14 protein-coding genes, 1 tRNA gene and 1 other RNA gene are annotated in these 14,660 nt (G+C 69.2%); 13 read left to right on the top strand and 3 right to left on the bottom strand.

Going from position 1 to position 14,660, the window contains the following annotated elements; genetic code table 11:
• Positions 1-8 precede the first annotated feature (8 nt).
• A tRNA-Val gene (locus R0146_RS11410) sits at positions 9-81 on the top strand.
• Between the two features lie 287 nt (positions 82-368).
• A complete protein-coding gene (locus R0146_RS11415) occupies positions 369-635 on the top strand; it encodes a hypothetical protein (RefSeq protein WP_317689761.1) in 267 nt (88 codons plus the stop codon).
• Positions 636-753: 118 nt separating this feature from the next.
• Here R0146_RS11415 and R0146_RS11420 read toward each other — a convergent pair whose 3' ends face one another.
• The 3 genes from R0146_RS11420 to R0146_RS11430 all read right to left on the bottom strand — a co-directional run bounded on the left by R0146_RS11420 (position 754) and on the right by R0146_RS11430 (position 4,123).
• The gene (locus R0146_RS11420) at positions 754-1,470 is read right to left on the bottom strand and encodes a Type 1 glutamine amidotransferase-like domain-containing protein (RefSeq protein WP_317689763.1); all 717 of its coding nucleotides are present in this window, start codon (positions 1,468-1,470) and stop codon (positions 754-756) included.
• Between the two features lie 75 nt (positions 1,471-1,545).
• A complete protein-coding gene (locus R0146_RS11425) occupies positions 1,546-1,764 on the bottom strand; it encodes a YbdD/YjiX family protein (RefSeq protein WP_317689765.1) in 219 nt (72 codons plus the stop codon).
• Positions 1,751-4,123 (bottom strand): carbon starvation CstA family protein, encoded by a 2,373-nt coding sequence (locus R0146_RS11430; protein ID WP_317689767.1) that lies wholly within the window; start codon positions 4,121-4,123, stop codon positions 1,751-1,753. Before R0146_RS11430 ends, R0146_RS11425 begins: the two co-directional genes overlap by 14 nt.
• Positions 4,124-4,208: 85 nt before the next feature.
• On the opposite strand from R0146_RS11430, the gene prfB reads away from it, so the two are divergent.
• From prfB to mtrA, 11 genes are all read left to right on the top strand, one after another.
• On the top strand, positions 4,209-5,324 hold the full coding sequence (gene prfB, locus R0146_RS11435; protein WP_317689769.1) for a peptide chain release factor 2: 1,116 nt from the start codon (positions 4,209-4,211) through the stop codon (positions 5,322-5,324).
• A 146-nt stretch (positions 5,325-5,470) separates the two neighbouring features.
• A complete protein-coding gene (ftsE, locus tag R0146_RS11440) occupies positions 5,471-6,160 on the top strand; it encodes a cell division ATP-binding protein FtsE (RefSeq protein WP_317689771.1) in 690 nt (229 codons plus the stop codon).
• A 16-nt stretch (positions 6,161-6,176) separates the two neighbouring features.
• Entirely contained in the window at positions 6,177-7,079 is a 903-nt protein-coding gene (gene ftsX / locus R0146_RS11445; RefSeq protein WP_317692394.1) for a permease-like cell division protein FtsX, read from the top strand.
• 40 nt (positions 7,080-7,119) lie between these two features.
• Complete coding sequence (locus R0146_RS11450) at positions 7,120-8,496, top strand: M23 family metallopeptidase (protein ID WP_317689774.1); 1,377 nt, start codon at positions 7,120-7,122, stop codon at positions 8,494-8,496.
• Positions 8,497-8,594: 98 nt separating this feature from the next.
• Positions 8,595-9,071: an SsrA-binding protein SmpB gene (gene smpB, locus R0146_RS11455; RefSeq protein ID WP_317689776.1), complete on the top strand. Its 477-nt coding sequence runs from the start codon at positions 8,595-8,597 to the stop codon at positions 9,069-9,071.
• A complete protein-coding gene (locus R0146_RS11460) occupies positions 9,068-10,948 on the top strand; it encodes a DUF2207 domain-containing protein (RefSeq protein WP_317689778.1) in 1,881 nt (626 codons plus the stop codon). Before smpB ends, R0146_RS11460 begins: the two co-directional genes overlap by 4 nt.
• A gap of 107 nt (positions 10,949-11,055) precedes the next feature.
• Entirely contained in the window at positions 11,056-11,676 is a 621-nt protein-coding gene (locus tag R0146_RS11465) for a DUF1707 and DUF4870 domain-containing protein (protein ID WP_317689780.1), read from the top strand.
• Between the two features lie 107 nt (positions 11,677-11,783).
• Positions 11,784-12,152: a transfer-messenger RNA gene (gene ssrA, locus R0146_RS11470) on the top strand.
• 81 nt (positions 12,153-12,233) lie between these two features.
• On the top strand, positions 12,234-13,247 hold the full coding sequence (locus tag R0146_RS11475; RefSeq protein WP_317689782.1) for a MauE/DoxX family redox-associated membrane protein: 1,014 nt from the start codon (positions 12,234-12,236) through the stop codon (positions 13,245-13,247).
• A gap of 19 nt (positions 13,248-13,266) precedes the next feature.
• Positions 13,267-13,833, top strand: a complete 567-nt coding sequence (locus R0146_RS11480) for a YqgE/AlgH family protein (RefSeq protein WP_317689784.1) — start codon at positions 13,267-13,269, stop codon at positions 13,831-13,833.
• Positions 13,834-13,936: 103 nt separating this feature from the next.
• On the top strand, positions 13,937-14,659 hold the full coding sequence (mtrA, locus tag R0146_RS11485) for an MtrAB system response regulator MtrA (protein WP_317689786.1): 723 nt from the start codon (positions 13,937-13,939) through the stop codon (positions 14,657-14,659).
• Position 14,660: the final 1 nt, after the last annotated feature.

Raw genomic sequence — 14,660 nt, forward strand, 5'->3', positions numbered from 1 at the left:
TGCCCTGAGGGCGCATAGCTCAGTTGGTAGAGCGCCTGCCTTACAAGCAGGATGTCATCGGTTCGAGTCCGGTTGTGCCCACCCATGTGTCCTCATGCGGACACCCGACATCGCCGGATGCGACGTGTCGGCGTTCCGTCTCCCTGCTCCGCGTCATCCAGCCGTTCGTCGGTGGCGAACGGATCCGAAAGGATCACTCACCGTCGACTTACCGTCGCCGACCTCCCCGACGGGGGCGCCGGAGCCCTGCGCGACGGCCCCGGGGTCATCCATCCGGTCCGCCAGCGGCGACATGCCCGCAATTGGCGGTCTCCGAACTGCCTGGCGACCCGGGCCCCGGGAGCCAGCTCAGGGTGCTACCCGCAACGGTGGATCCCGCTGCCCTCGACGCGGCCCTGGCGAACTTCCGCGACGTGGTCGTTCCCGGGCTGCGACGGCTCGAGGGATTCCTCGGCGTCCAGCAGCTCGTCGACCGGGCGACCGGGCAGGGGATGACCGGCACCGTCTGGACGGACGCCGCCACCATGGAGAACGGGTGGGAAGCGACCGCCCCGGTCCGGGCGGACATGGCGGCGCGCGGCGTCGTCTTCGGGGAGCCGTCCCGTCGCGAGGTGATCTTCAGCTACCGTCACTGACCCTGCTGTCTTCTCCGACGCCCGGTGCGGACTCCGGGACGGACGAGCGGCCGGTGGCCGGGCATCCACGCCTCTGGTCACCGGCCGTCGTATGTCGGGGAATCGGGTCAGTACCCCGTCAGAGCACCCGCATCCGCTCGGCGTTGATGTAGACGCCGGAGGAGGTGGGTTCCTCGGTGCCCTCGACGCGGTAGACCTTGGCCTCGGTGTCCTCGGCGAGGAACGCCTTGGGCTTGCCGCCGACCCAGTGGATCGCCGCACCGTCGTCGACGCCGTAGCCACTCGGCAGGGTGCCCTCGCCGATCGCCTCGGCGAAGATCGGGGCCCGCTCGCCCTCCGAGTGGTAGTGCGAGCAGAACGAGCCGGGCAGAGCGCCCAGGCCGCCTCGCCAGGCCATGATCGGGCCGAACGAGTCGGTCGTGCAGCCCTCGTAGAAGGCCCCGCCGCCGGCGGCGTAGCCGGCGATGACGACATCGCGGTCCGAGTCGATGATCTTGCGCACCTTCGTCGACACCCCGTGCGCGTTCCACAGGGCGATCAGGTTCACCGTCAGCCCGCCACCGACGACGATCACGTCGGCCTCTTCCAGACGCGACACCGAGCGTGCGGCGTCGTGCCAGAGGGTCGCCACGATCGGCCGGATCCCGAGGGCACCGTACGCCGTGAGGAAACGGTTGATGTAGCGCGGATCGTCCGCCGACGCGGTCGGCAGGAAGCAGACCACCGGATTCGGCTTGCCCGCGAGGTCCACCACGTACTTGTCCAGCTTCGTTGCTGCGCCGGTGGGCGAAGTGGAGAAGCCTCCGCCCCCCATGGTCACGATGTGAGTCGTCATGATGTCACTTTCTCATGGAGCGGGCTCGCGCCCGAGTCGAGTGCCGTCGGCGGCACGGCCGTTTCATCCCGCGCATCAGCAGCATCCTGATGACACGTCGCGCTCGTGGAATCGGTCCCGGGCCCGCCAGAATTCCTGCTGGCTCATCGGCGGGTGATCGCCGTGGTCACGCCGATGACGGGCCAGGTACTTGTCGTACGCCGACTCTCCGGAGAACTCCCGCACCCACCATCGTGCCGCGGCGTACGTCTCCCGCAGGACGCAGGTGAGTCCGGCGGGGTCAGTGCTCGCCATGCCGGCGCCCCGGGATCAGGTCGGGGTCGCCGACGACCGCGTACTCGGCGACCAGCTTCTTCTCCAGCGCGGTGGCGACCAGGCCGCTGGGCGCGTAGAAGTTCGACTCCTGGTGCGGGTCCTCCGAGGTGCTGGTGTCATGGGTGCGCAGCGTGGTGAACACTCGCACCGCGGCGAACACCAGGACGGCCGCGACCGCGGCCAGGAAGATGATCGACAGCGTCCCTTGGATGAAGGTGTTGCGGATGACCTCGTGCTGCACCTGGGCGACGTCGGCCTTTCCGGCCGCGGTGGCCTTGTCGTACGCCACCCGGGCGACACTCCACTGCTTCCAGTAGCCGATCGCGGGGTCGGAGGAGAAGATCTTCTGCCACGACGCCGTGAAGGTCGTCGCCACGTCGAAGGCCAGCGGCACCAACGGGATCCACACGTACCTCACGAAGCCCTTGCGGACGACCATCACGGTCACCACGATCAGGGCCACCGCCGCGATCAACTGGTTGGCGATGCCGAACAGCGGATACAGCGTCTGGATGCCGCCACGCGGATCGGTGACCCCCATCAGCAGCAGCGAGCCCCACGCGGCGACGACCACGGCAGTGGACAGCCAGGCGCCGGGTCGCCAGGACGGATCGCGGAAGCGGGGGACCAGGTTGCCGATGGCATCGGAGAGCTGGAAGCGAGCCACCCGGGTGACCGCGTCCACCGCGGACAGGATGAACAGCGCTTCGAACATGATCGCGAAGTGGTACCAGAAGCCCATCATCGTCCGCCCGCCGGCGAACCGGTGGGTGATGTTGGCGATGCCGACCGCCAGCGTCGGCGCGCCGCCGGTGCGGGAGACGATCGACGGTTCACCGACGTCCTTGGCGACCTGACGCAGGGCGTCGCCTCCGGTGAGGGTGACCGGGGTCCCGTTCTCGTCGGTGGAATCCCAGCGGGCCTCGATCGGGTTCCCCTTGGCGTCGGTGACCTTGAGGTTGTGCACCGCCGCAGCGGCGACGTCCTCCTTGCTGGTGCCCTGCGTCGCCACGACCTGGGGGCCGGCCAGGGTGTTGATCGTGGCGGCCGAGGTGTTCATCGCGAAGTAGATGCCCTGGTTCAGTGAGACAGCGGCGGCCAGGGCCATGATCGCGACGAAGGACTCCATCAGCATGCCGCCGTACCCGATCATCCGGACCTGCGACTCCTTCTGGATCATCTTCGGCGTGGTGCCGGACGACACCATCGCGTGCATGCCGGACAGCGCCCCACAGGCGATCGTGATGAACAGGAAGGGGAACAGCGTGCCGGCGAACGCAGGACCTGCCGTGTTCGAGGCGAACTCGGTCACCGCCGGCATCTGCACGATCGGGCGTACGACGATGATGCCGACCGCCAGGACGACGATGGTGCCGACCTTCATGAAGGTCGAGAGGTAGTCACGCGGGGTGAGCAGCACCCAGACCGGCAGCACTGCGGCGAAGAAGCCGTAGATGACCATCCACACCACGAGCGCGGTGGGGGACAGGTGGAAGAAGCCGGCCAGCGGGCTGGTGGAGACCCAACGCCCCGAGATGATCGCGACGATCAGCAGCACGAAGCCGGCGATGGACACCGAGGTGATCCGGCCGGGCTGGACGTATCGCAGCCACAGGCCCATCGCGATCGCCAGCACGATGGTGCACGCCACCGAGAAGACGCCCCACGGACTGTCGGCGAGCGCGTTGACGCAGACCAGAGCGAGCACGGCGAGCACGATCATCAACATCACGAAGACGATCACCGTGGCGATCGCACCGCCGATCCGCCCGATCTCGTCGGTGGCCATCTGGCCGAGTGAGCGGCCGCCGCGGCGCATCGAGAAGGACAGCACCAGCATGTCCTGGACGGCTCCGGCGACGACCACACCGAGGATGATCCACAGCGTGCCCGGCAGGTAGCCCATCTGGGCGGCGAGGACGGGGCCGACCAGTGGTCCGGCGCCGGCGATGGCGGCGAAGTGGTGACCATAGAGGACCACGCGATTGGTCGGGTCGAAGTCCTTGCCGTTGTTGATCCGTTCACCCGGCGTGGCATTGCTGTCGTCCGGCCGCATGATGGCCTTCTGGATGAACAGTGCATAGAAGCGGTAGCCGATCGCGTACGTACAGACGGCGGCCACCACGAACCAGATAGTGTTCACCCGCTCGCCGCGGACGATCGCCAGCATCGTCCAGCCGACGGCGCCCAGCACCGCGATCACCACCCACAGCACGACCTTCTGCCAGGTCCATCTGGTGTGCGGACGGGTCCCGACAGGGACACCGTCGCGGTTGCGGATGATGACGGATTCTTCTGCGGTCGTGTAGTCCGGCCGGGTGGGTGTCGGCGCTGACATCGCTGTCGCCTCTCTTGTGGGTTGGCGGCCGTCAGCCTAGTGACGGGTCCCCGGGCCGTCCGTCGCCGTTATACACTTCACATTCGTGGCTGCCGAAGACATCAACGAGACCATCACCGACCTCGAACATGCCCTCGGGCAGATCGAAGCGGTGTCCGATCCGGCTGCCATGAAGGGCGAGATCGCCGAGCTGGAGAAGCAGGTGTCCGCCCCCGACCTGTGGGACGACCAGGAGAACGCCCAGCGGGTGACCTCGCGGCTGTCCGCTCTGCAGGCCGAGGTGAAGCGGCTCAGCGGGCTGCGGCAGCGGCTGGAGGACCTCGAGGTGATGGTCGAGCTCGCGGTGGAGGAGAACGACCCCTCGGTGCTCGACGACGCCCGCCAGGAGGCCGACGCGCTGCGCGAGACTCTCGACGCGCTGGAGGTGCGGACGCTGCTCTCCGGGGAGTACGACGAGCGTGACGCCGTCGTGACGATCCGCTCGGAGGCCGGCGGCGTCGACGCCGCGGACTTCGCCGAGATGCTGATGCGGATGTACCTGCGCTGGTGCGAGCGGCACGGCTATCCGACCGAGGTCTACGACGTGTCGTACGCCGAGGAAGCGGGCATCAAGTCGGCCACCTTCCAGGTGAAGGCACCGTACGCGTACGGCACCCTGTCGGTCGAGCAGGGCACCCACCGGCTGGTCCGGATCTCCCCGTTCGACAACCAGGGTCGTCGCCAGACGTCGTTCGCCGGCGTCGAGGTGCTGCCGGTGGTGGAGGAGACCGACCACATCGACATCCCCGAGCAGGACATCCGGGTCGACGTCTTCCGCTCCTCCGGACCGGGCGGGCAGTCGGTCAACACCACCGACTCGGCAGTGCGGATCACCCACCTGCCGACCGGCCTGGTGGTCTCCTGTCAGAACGAGAAGTCGCAGATCCAGAACAAGGCGGCCGCCCTGCGGGTGCTCCAGGCCCGACTGCTGGAGAAGGCCCGCAAGGACCGCGAGGCCGAGATGAACGCGCTCAAGGGCGACGGCGGCAACTCCTGGGGCTCCCAGATGCGGTCGTACGTCCTGCACCCCTACCAGATGGTCAAGGACCTGCGGACCGACCACGAGGTGGGCAACCCCGACGGCGTGTTCGACGGCGACATCGACGGCTTCATCGACGCCGGCATCCGCTGGCGCAAGCAGCAGGAACAGCTCACCGCCTGAATCCCCTCGCCTTGAATCCCCTCGCCTTGGATCTCCGGGTGGTGTGACGCGCCGGACCGGAGACGGTTACCCGGTGGAGCGGAAGTGCGGCCCTAGACTCAGGCTCGGGCCACCCTTCCCCCTGTCCCCAGCCCGGCCCGTCGCCCATGATTCGCTTTGACAATGTCAGCAAGAAGTACCCGGGCCAGGCGCACGTGGCCCTGAGGAACATCACCCTCGACATCGACGCCGGCGAGTTCGTCTTCCTGGTCGGCCGTTCCGGCTCCGGGAAGTCGACCTTCGTCCGACTGGTGCTGCGCGAGTTGCGTCCGACCCGAGGCACGGTCTACGTCGACGGGAAGGACACCTCCGGGCTGCCCGCCTGGCGGGTGCCGCGACTTCGGCGCCGGATCGGCACCGTCTTCCAGGACTTCCGCCTGTTGCCCGGCAAGACCGTACGGGAGAACGTGGCCTTCGCCCTCCAGGTGACCGGCTACTCCCGGCGCGACATCCGGACGATGGTGCCCGAGTCGCTGGAGATGGTCGGCCTCGCCGACAAGGGGGAGCGGCTCACCGACGAGCTGTCCGGCGGTGAGCAGCAACGCGTCGCGATCGCCCGGGCGGTCGTCAACAAGCCGGCCATCCTGATCGCCGACGAGCCGACCGGCAACCTGGACCCCACCACCAGTGTGGGGATCATGAAAGTCCTCGACCGGATCAACCGACTCGGGACGACCGTGGTGATGGCCACCCACGACTCGACCATCGTCGACCAGATGCGCAAGCGGGTGATCGAGCTCGACGACGGGGACCTGGTCCGCGACCAGGGCAAGGGCACCTACGGATTCCAGGCCTGAGGAGGGGACCATGCGTCTGCGTCACATCCTGTCGGAGACCTTCTCGGGGGTCCGCCACAATGCCTCGATGATGGTCGCGATCATCGTCACCATGTGGGTGTCGCTCACCCTCTTCGGGGGCAGCCTGCTCGCCGCCCAGCAGATCCAGCTGATGAAGGGGCGTTGGTACGACAAGGTCGAGATCTCGATCTTCCTCTGCACCAAGGACACCGCCGGGAGCAGCTGTACCCCCGGCCAGGACGTCACCCCCCAGCAGGTCACCGCGATCGAGCGGGCGCTGCGCACCGATCCGGAGGTCAAAGAGGTCTTTCATGAGACCAAGCAGCAGGCGTACGACGACTTCGTCGCCTCCTATCGCAACAGCCCGCTGAAGGACTCACTGAGCGTCGACCAGATGCAGGAGTCGTTCCGGATCAAGCTGGTGGATCCCGAGCAGTACCGCACGGTGGTGACCGCGGTGGGCGGGATGCCGGGGGTGCAGAACATCCAGGACCTGCGGGACATCTTCGACCCGTTGTTCCAGTGGCTGCGGACGGCGCAATGGGCGGCGCTCGGCACCAGCGCCCTGCTGCTGGTGGCCGCCGGACTGCAGATCGGCAACACCATCCGGCTGGCCGTCTTCGCCCGCCGCCGGGAGATCGGCATCATGCGCCTGGTGGGTGCTTCCAATTCCTACATCACCCTGCCGTTCGTCCTGGAGACCCTCGTCGCCGGTGTCACCGGAGCAGTCCTGGCCGGCGGGACATTGGTCGCCGGGGTCTATTCCCTGATCATCCGAAACGCTGAAGTCTCGATTCAGACTTTGCCCTGGATTGGATGGCAGGAAACGGTTTTCGCGGTATCGGGGCTTGCCATTGTCGCGATTTTGCTCTCTATCATTCCCACGTTGATCGCAACCACCAAGTATCTGCGCGTGTGATGGGGCACGGCGTGCGGAGGGACAGGGGACTACAGTGACCATGCCTTCACCGGCCCGCCGTTGGGGCCTCAGAATCGCGGCTGTCGGACTGGCCGCCGCCCTGGGCCTGGGATGCGCGATCCCGGCCTCCGCCGATCAGCTCGATGACCGCAAGCAGCAGCTGAACGGCCAGATCTCCTCCGCCGACGACGCCGTCGAGGAGTCCAGCAAGGCGCTGCAGGACGCGATCGCGACACTCAAGGCATCGCAGGGCGACCTCGCCGCCGCGCAGGCCGCCCTGCAGTCCACCCAGGACCAGGTCACCGCCGCCAAGGCGGAGGACGCCCGGCTCGCAGCGGAGCTGCGGGCCGCCCAGGCCGCGCTCGACGAGGCGACCGCCGCTGTCGAAGCAGGACAGCAGGCCATCACCACACAGCGTTCGACGATCGGCGAGATCGCTCGCGACCAGGTCCAGCAGCAGCACAACCTGATGGGCGTGGCGGTCCTCCTGCAGAACGGCTCCACCGCCGGCCTGCAGACCCGGATCCAGCTCTCCACCACGATGATGGAGACCAACTCCGCGCAGCTGGATCGGCTCAACCAGCTGCAGGCCCAGCTCGAGGCAGCCCAGGCGGCGAAGGCGGAGGCCACCGCCAAGGTCGCCGCGGACCGCGCGGCGGCCGCCCAGGTGGTGGTGTCGCTGAACGCCCTGCAGGCCACCCAGGCCGATCAGCAGGCCACGGTGAGTGCCGCCGTCGACGCCAACCGGACGGCGCAGGAGGCGGCCCAGGCCGAGGTGGCCAAGGACACCCAGGCCTACCAGGACCTGTCCGCCGAACGGGACAAGGTCAACGCCGACATCGCCGCTCGTGACGAGGCGGCCCGAAAGGCCGCCGCGGCGCAGGCCGAGGCGGATCGCAAGGCCCGTGAGGCGGCCGCCGCCACGTCCTCGTCGTCCAGCAGCGGCGGCTCCGGCAGCAACGCCTCCGCCGGCAGCAAGTCCAACTCCTCGGGCGCCGGCTCCAGCACCCGGGCGTCGTCCTCCGGGCTCGCCGCCCCGATCGCGGGGGCCCGGATCACCTCCTCGTACGGCATGCGGGTGCACCCGATCACCGGGGTCTACAAGCTGCACGACGGCACCGACTTCGGTGCCGCCTGCGGGACCCCGATCCGCGCCGCCGCCTCCGGCAAGGTGACCCAGCGGTACTACAACGGGGGCTACGGCAACCGGCTGTTCATCGACCACGGCTCCCTCGGCGGGGTCCGCACCACCACGTCGTACAACCACCTGTCGAAGTACGCCGTGTCGGTGGGCCAGACGGTCAAGCAGGGACAGGTGATCGGCTACGTCGGCAAGACCGGCTACGCGACCGGCTGCCACCTGCACTTCATGGTGTGGCGCAACGGCACGATGGTGAACCCGGGGTCCTACCTCTGACCCCCTCTCGGGTCGGTCGCCCTTTCCCAGCGGTCTTCTCCACACGCGGTGCCCCGTCATCCCGGGGCACCGCTTGTGGTTTCTGGGATGATGGGCCCATGGTCAAGGAGACGGGGACGAAACTGGTCGCCCAGAACAAGAAGGCGCGCCACGACTACACGATCCACCAGACGTACGAGGCCGGGATCGTCCTGCAGGGCACCGAGGTGAAGTCGCTCCGAGAGGGCCACGCCTCGCTCGTCGACTCCTTCGCGACCGTGGACGACGGCGAGGTGTGGCTGCGCCAGGCGATGATCCCCGAGTACAGCCACGGCACCTGGACCAACCATTCGGCGCGGCGCACTCGCAAGCTGCTGCTCAACCGCAAGGAGATCGACCGGCTGCGGCGCGACCTGGGCACTTCCGGGACCACGCTGGTGCCGCTGAAGCTCTACTTCAAGGACGGCTACGCCAAGGTGGAGATCGGGGTGGCGACGGGCAAGCGGGAGTACGACAAGCGCCAGACACTGGCCGAGCGGGACGCTCGACGCGAGACGGACCGCGCGCTCGCGGCCCGTCGGAAGGGCCGGCGATGACCGCCCTGCCGCGCCGCGGAGGACGCGGTCGTGGACCGGCCAGGCTGGTGGCGGCGCTGCTCGCGGTGCTGGTCGTCGTCGCGCCGTTCGCCCTGGCGACCCCCGCACGTGCCGCGGGGGACAGCATCGACTCGTACGCCCTGGACTACGTCGTCGGCACGGACGGGACGGTGGCGGTCACTGAACGGCTCGTCTACCGTTTCGGCACCAGCTCGGGCCGGCACGGCATCCAACGCCAGCTGGTCGCCCGGGAGCCGGAGAAGGACGATCCGCGCCAGGACGTCGTCTATCGCTACGACAACATCCAGGTGAGCAGCCCGGACGCGCCGGCTGCCGTCACCACCTCCACCGTGACCTCGTCCACGGACCCCCGCCGGGAGGACCTGCTGATCCGGGTCGGGGATCCCAACCGTACGGTCACCTCCGCCACCGCCACCTACCAGCTGACATACACCATCACCGGCGCGATGCGCGGCCAGCAGGCGTACGACGAGTTCTACTGGGACGCCGTCGGCACCGGATGGACCACCACCACACTGAACGACATCGCGGTGAGCGTGACGGTGCCCGGCGGGGCGACCGACAAGGCGTGCTACGCCGGCGGCAGCCAGAGCAACGCCCCGTGTGACAGCGTCAGCATCGACAACGGAGTCCTCCACGCCGCCCAGTCGACCCTCGGCCCCGGGGAGGGAATGACCGTCTCGGCACAGATCCGCTCCGGCCTGGTCTCCGACAACCGGCCCCACCTGGCGCCCAGCGCCTCGGTGCAGCAGCAGCGCGGATTGATCGCCGCCGGCGGGGTCACCGCACTGGTCGCCGCCCTCTCGGCGCTGGTCGGCGCCCGGATCGTACGGTCCCGGCGCGACCTGCGCTTCCTCGACCTGCCGCCGGGGGTGCTGCCGCCACCGGGCGCCGAGGGACGGGTCGGCGCCTCGCCGCGCGACCTCACGGTACCGGTGGCGTTCGCGCCGCCCCCGATCACCGTCGCCGAGGCGGGATACCTGCTGGACGGGACGCTCGACACCCGAGAGACCGCCGCCACGCTGATCGCCCTGGCCGTCCGGGGTGCGGTGACCATCTCCGGTGACGAGCGCAGCGGCTATCGGATCACCCTCGTCGATCGGCGACGGGCCGAGGCGAATCATGAGGCGGCGCTGCTCTGGTCGTTGTTCGCCGCGGACGAGGCAGGGGCGACCGTCGACCTCGGCCAGCGCGGGGGCATGACGGCCGCCCACGATCGGATGGTCACCGATGTTCGTCGAGAAGTGGGCGAGCGGGGATGGTTCGTCCGGCTGCCCCGGGTGCCGGGCGGCGGGATCCATGTCAGCGGATTCAGCCGGGGGTGGCTCGTGCTCGCGGCCGGAGGGGCCTTCGTCGGCGCCGCGGGGGTGGCTCGGCTGCTCTTCCTGCTGCCCCTGCTGCCGATCATCGTGGCCGCGGTGGTGGTCCGCCGTCGGCTGCGGCGCGGACAACGGACGCCGGTCGGCCGGGCGCTCACCGACCAGACCGAGGGCTTCCGGGAGTACCTGGCGACCGCCGAGGCCGACCAGCTCCGCTTCGAGGAGGGCGAGGACATCTTCTCGCGCTACCTGCCGTGGGCGATCAGCTTCGACCTCGCCGACCGCTGGGCACGGGTCTGCCAGGACCTGGTGGCCGCCGGACGCCTCCCCGAGATCCAGCCCACCTGGTACATCGGGCAGTTCTACCTGCCGACCTTCTCCTGGATCGGTTTCACCGACGCCGTGGCCAGCACCGTCGCCCCGCTGCCCCCGGTGTCGAGCGGTGACACCGGCTTCGGCAGTGGCGGCTCCGCGTTCGGCGGCGGGGGCGGGTTCGTCGGCGGTGGCGGCGGTGGAGGCGGCGGCGGGTCCTGGTGATCCGGCGCCCGCGGTCGCCGGGTGACGGGTCCCTGACCGGTCGTCAGGGACCCTTTCAGGGCTGCACCCCATTGGGGTCCGTCGCCGCCCGGTGGCATCGTGGAGGCATGACCCCGGCGTACGAACACCCCAGTCTCAACCTCCTCGTCTCCGACGAGCAGCGGGACCGTGCCGTCGACTGGCTGCAGCGTGCCTACGCCGACGGCCGCCTGACGGAGGTCGAGCTCGACCAGCGTCTCGACCAGGTCTTCGCGGCGCGGACCCGCAAGGACCTCAATCTCGCCTTCTACGGGCTGGTCCAACCCACCGCCACCTCCCAGGCCCTCGGCACCCACCCGGCGTACGCACCGTTGGTGAGTGCCCAGGCACGGGACGGCGCAGGCCGGGGGATCGCTGCTTTCAGCTATTTCTCCGCGCTGTTCACCTGGATCTTCGGCCCGCTGATCGGCTATCTGGTGGCGCCGATGGGGTCGGAGGCCAAGCGCCAGGCCGCCAGTGCCTTCGACTTCACTCTGATCAGCACCGGCGGCATCATCGCCGGCGGCATCCTGTCGGAGATCTGGTCGCCGCTGGGCATCATCGCCGGCATCTCCGCGCTGGCCTGGTTCCTGCTCATCATCGTCGGGGGCGCCAAGGCCGCCGCCGGGGAGCCGTGGGAGAACCCGCTGATGAAGCTGGTCCCGATCCGCATCCTGTCGAAGCCCGAGCCGCGGGCGATCGGCAGGTGAAGTATCCCGGCGCGGCCGGAATGCCGGCCGGGTCGGATGCGTTATGATGACAGCCTGCCGTGGCGGCCTCGCCTCAGGGCGCGGTGACGCGGCAGGACAACTCAACAGGGGATGATCGGTTTCGACATGGGAGTGTTGTCCCAGGAGAAGCGGGCCGAGGAGCCAGGGTCAACTCGTTAACGACCCCTGGAAACCAATAAGTGCCAACAACAAGCGCACTGACTTCGCTCTCGCTGCCTGAGCAGTGACCGAAGGGTCAGCCCGGGAGTGTTCCCGGCTCGGTGTCTGGCCTCAACAAGGGAACTCACCCGTCACTTCGCGTCACAGGGCGTGATGGGGACATTTACTGTGACTGGGCTCGTCCACCACTTGCCGACGTGAGGGTGGGAGCCGAGCAGAACACCTAGTCGGCTGCGCCCGGAGAATGTCTGAGCTGCCTCCTATGGACCGGGGTTCGATTCCCCGCATCTCCACCACCCTTGTTGACGTGGAACGGGCGTCCTGCTGTGGCGGGACGCCCGTTCCACGCGTCCGGGCACGCCACATAGAATCGCGCCGTGCCCGACTTCCTGGTCCTCCCTGCCGTGATCGTCGCCGTCACTCTGCTCGTCGCAGCCGTCGGGAAGTGGCGCCGCCCGGATCTCGGACAGATCGCCTTCCGCGGCGCCGGCCTGCCGGCCTGGATCAGCTCGCCCTTCGTCCGCCGCTGGCATCCCGTCGCCGAACTCCTGATCGGCCTCGGCCTGATCGTGCTGCCGGCCCCCTGGGCCCTGCTGCCGGCGATCGCCGGTGCCGCCCTCGTCACCGCCTACCTGGTGCTGGTCGTCCTCGCCGTCCGGGCCCCCGACCCGGTCTCCTGCGGCTGCTTCGGCGCCGAGGACACCGCCCCGGTCTCCGGGCGGACACTGGCCCGCAACATCGTGCTGGAGGCCGCCGCGGTGGGAGCGGTCGTCGATACCGCCCTCGGCGGCACGGTCATCGCCCGGCTCGGGTCCCCGACCGTGTGGGGGTGGCTGCTGGGCGCCGGCCTGGCGGTCGCCGTGGCGGTGCTGGCCGTCCCGTCGGGTCCGGGCGTTCCGGTGCCCGACGAGGAGCCCGTCCCCGGGGAGACCGACGGCGACGACGATGACGACGAGGTCTGGGAGGACTATGTCCGCACCGAGATCCCGGAGGCCACGCTGCAGGACCCGGACGGCCGCCAGGTGCCGCTGCGGGGCATGATCCACCACGGCGCGCAGCTGTTGCTCTTCCTCTCCCCGGGCTGCGGGTCCTGTGCCGGGATCGCCCGCGACCTGCCCCGCTGGCGGGCCCGGGATCTGCCCCTCGACATCCGGGTCGTGGTCTCCGCGGGGGTGCTGGGCATGCCGGGCACACCGGCCTGGGTGGAGACCGCGATGGTGGACACGACGGGGGACGCCGTACGTACGCTCGGCGTGAAGGGCACCCCCGGCGCGGTGCTGCTCGGAGCCGACGGGCTGCTCGCCGGAGGACCGGTGGCCGGATCCGCGGCGGTGCGCGACTTCTACGTGCAGATCGCCGGACAACTGGAAGAAGCGGCCGACGTCTCCTGACCCGGGCCACAATGGTCGGGTGGAAGTACGTCGGCCGAGGCGCGGTGACCTGCTGGTGTCGACCGTCGACGTGCGCGACGGCGGCGTGTTCGAGCAGTCCGTCATCTTCCTTGTCGACGCCGACGACGACGGGGCCCTGGGCGTGGTGCTCAACAAGCGCGCCGACCTGGCGCTGGAACGGGTGCTGCCCGACTGGGCCGAGGTGGTCAGCGTGCCGCGGGTGCTCTACCAGGGCGGACCGGTGCTGCCCGAAGGCGCGGTCTGCCTGGCGAGCGTGAAGGACCCCGAGGAAGAACCTCCCGGCTGGCGTCCGGTGGTCGGCCGGATCGGCCTGCTGCATCTCGACACGCCGGTCGAACTGGTCGTCGACACGTACGACGACATCCGGATCTTTGTCGGCTACGCAGGGTGGTCGCCGTGGCAGCTGGAGACCGAGATCGGCCGGGGTCTGTGGTACGTCGTGCCCGCCGCTTACACCGACGTCTTCGGGCACGCCCCGTGGACGCTGTGGCGTGAGGTGCTCCATCGACAGGGTGGGGACCTGGCCCTCTACGCGACCTGGACCGAGACGCCTCACCTCAACTGACCGGCCGGACGGTGCGACAGGGCCGAAACGGCGACCATGCCGGGCGGGGTATCGCGGTGAGATTAGGATGGTGACGACCGGCGGAGGACAAGGAGTACCGACTGTGGCGTACGGAGCCCGGCCTGCGGTGTCGCGGGCGACGATCCTGGTGGTCGACGACGATGCGGCGCTCGCCGAGATGCTGCAGCTCGTGCTCCAGCAGGAGGGCTTCGGGACCACCTGGGTCGGCCGCGGCGACGAGGCGATGGAGACCCTGCGCGCGGTGAACCCGGACCTGGTGCTGCTGGACGTGATGCTGCCCGGCAAGGACGGGGTGGAGATCTGCCGGGAGATCCGGGCGGAGTCCGACGTGCCGGTGGTGATGCTCACTGCTCGCTCGGACACCACGGATGTGGTGGCGGGCCTGGAGGCCGGGGCGGACGACTACATCGCCAAGCCGTTCAAGGCCAAGGAACTGATCGCCCGGGTGCGCACTCGCCTGCGGCGGCTGCCCACCGAGCACCCCGCCGAGACACTGACCATCGGCGACCTGCAGATCAGCGTCGAGTCCCACTCCGTGCGCCGGGGCACCCAGGAGATCCCGCTCACCCCGCTGGAGTTCGACCTGCTGCTGGCACTGGCTCGCAAGCCCCGTCAGGTGTTCAGCCGCGAGGTCCTGCTGGAACAGGTGTGGGGCTACCGCCACGCCGCCGACACCCGGCTGGTCAACGTCCACGTGCAGCGGCTGCGCTCCAAGATCGAGCAGGATCCGGAACACCCACAGATCGTGCTCACCGTCCGTGGTGTCGGATACAAGGCCGGCCCGACGGTCGAGCGGATCGACTGAC

The sequence above is a fragment of the Raineyella sp. LH-20 genome, assembly GCF_033110965.1.
In the GTDB taxonomy this organism is placed as follows: domain Bacteria; phylum Actinomycetota; class Actinomycetes; order Propionibacteriales; family Propionibacteriaceae; genus Raineyella.

Excerpts from the sequence above, each read along its gene's own strand:
- R0146_RS11425 (WP_317689765.1), bottom strand. The coding sequence starts at position 1,764 with ATGGCGAGCACTGACCCCGCCGGACTCACCTGCGTCCTGCGGGAGACG.
- R0146_RS11465 (WP_317689780.1), top strand. The coding sequence starts at position 11,056 with ATGACCCCGGCGTACGAACACCCCAGTCTCAACCTCCTCGTCTCCGAC.
- R0146_RS11420 (WP_317689763.1), bottom strand. The coding sequence starts at position 1,470 with ATGACGACTCACATCGTGACCATGGGGGGCGGAGGCTTCTCCACTTCG.
- R0146_RS11450 (WP_317689774.1), top strand. The coding sequence starts at position 7,120 with ATGCCTTCACCGGCCCGCCGTTGGGGCCTCAGAATCGCGGCTGTCGGA.
- smpB (WP_317689776.1), top strand. The coding sequence starts at position 8,595 with ATGGTCAAGGAGACGGGGACGAAACTGGTCGCCCAGAACAAGAAGGCG.
- ftsE (WP_317689771.1), top strand. The coding sequence starts at position 5,471 with ATGATTCGCTTTGACAATGTCAGCAAGAAGTACCCGGGCCAGGCGCAC.
- R0146_RS11430 (WP_317689767.1), bottom strand. The coding sequence starts at position 4,123 with ATGTCAGCGCCGACACCCACCCGGCCGGACTACACGACCGCAGAAGAA.
- R0146_RS11460 (WP_317689778.1), top strand. The coding sequence starts at position 9,068 with ATGACCGCCCTGCCGCGCCGCGGAGGACGCGGTCGTGGACCGGCCAGG.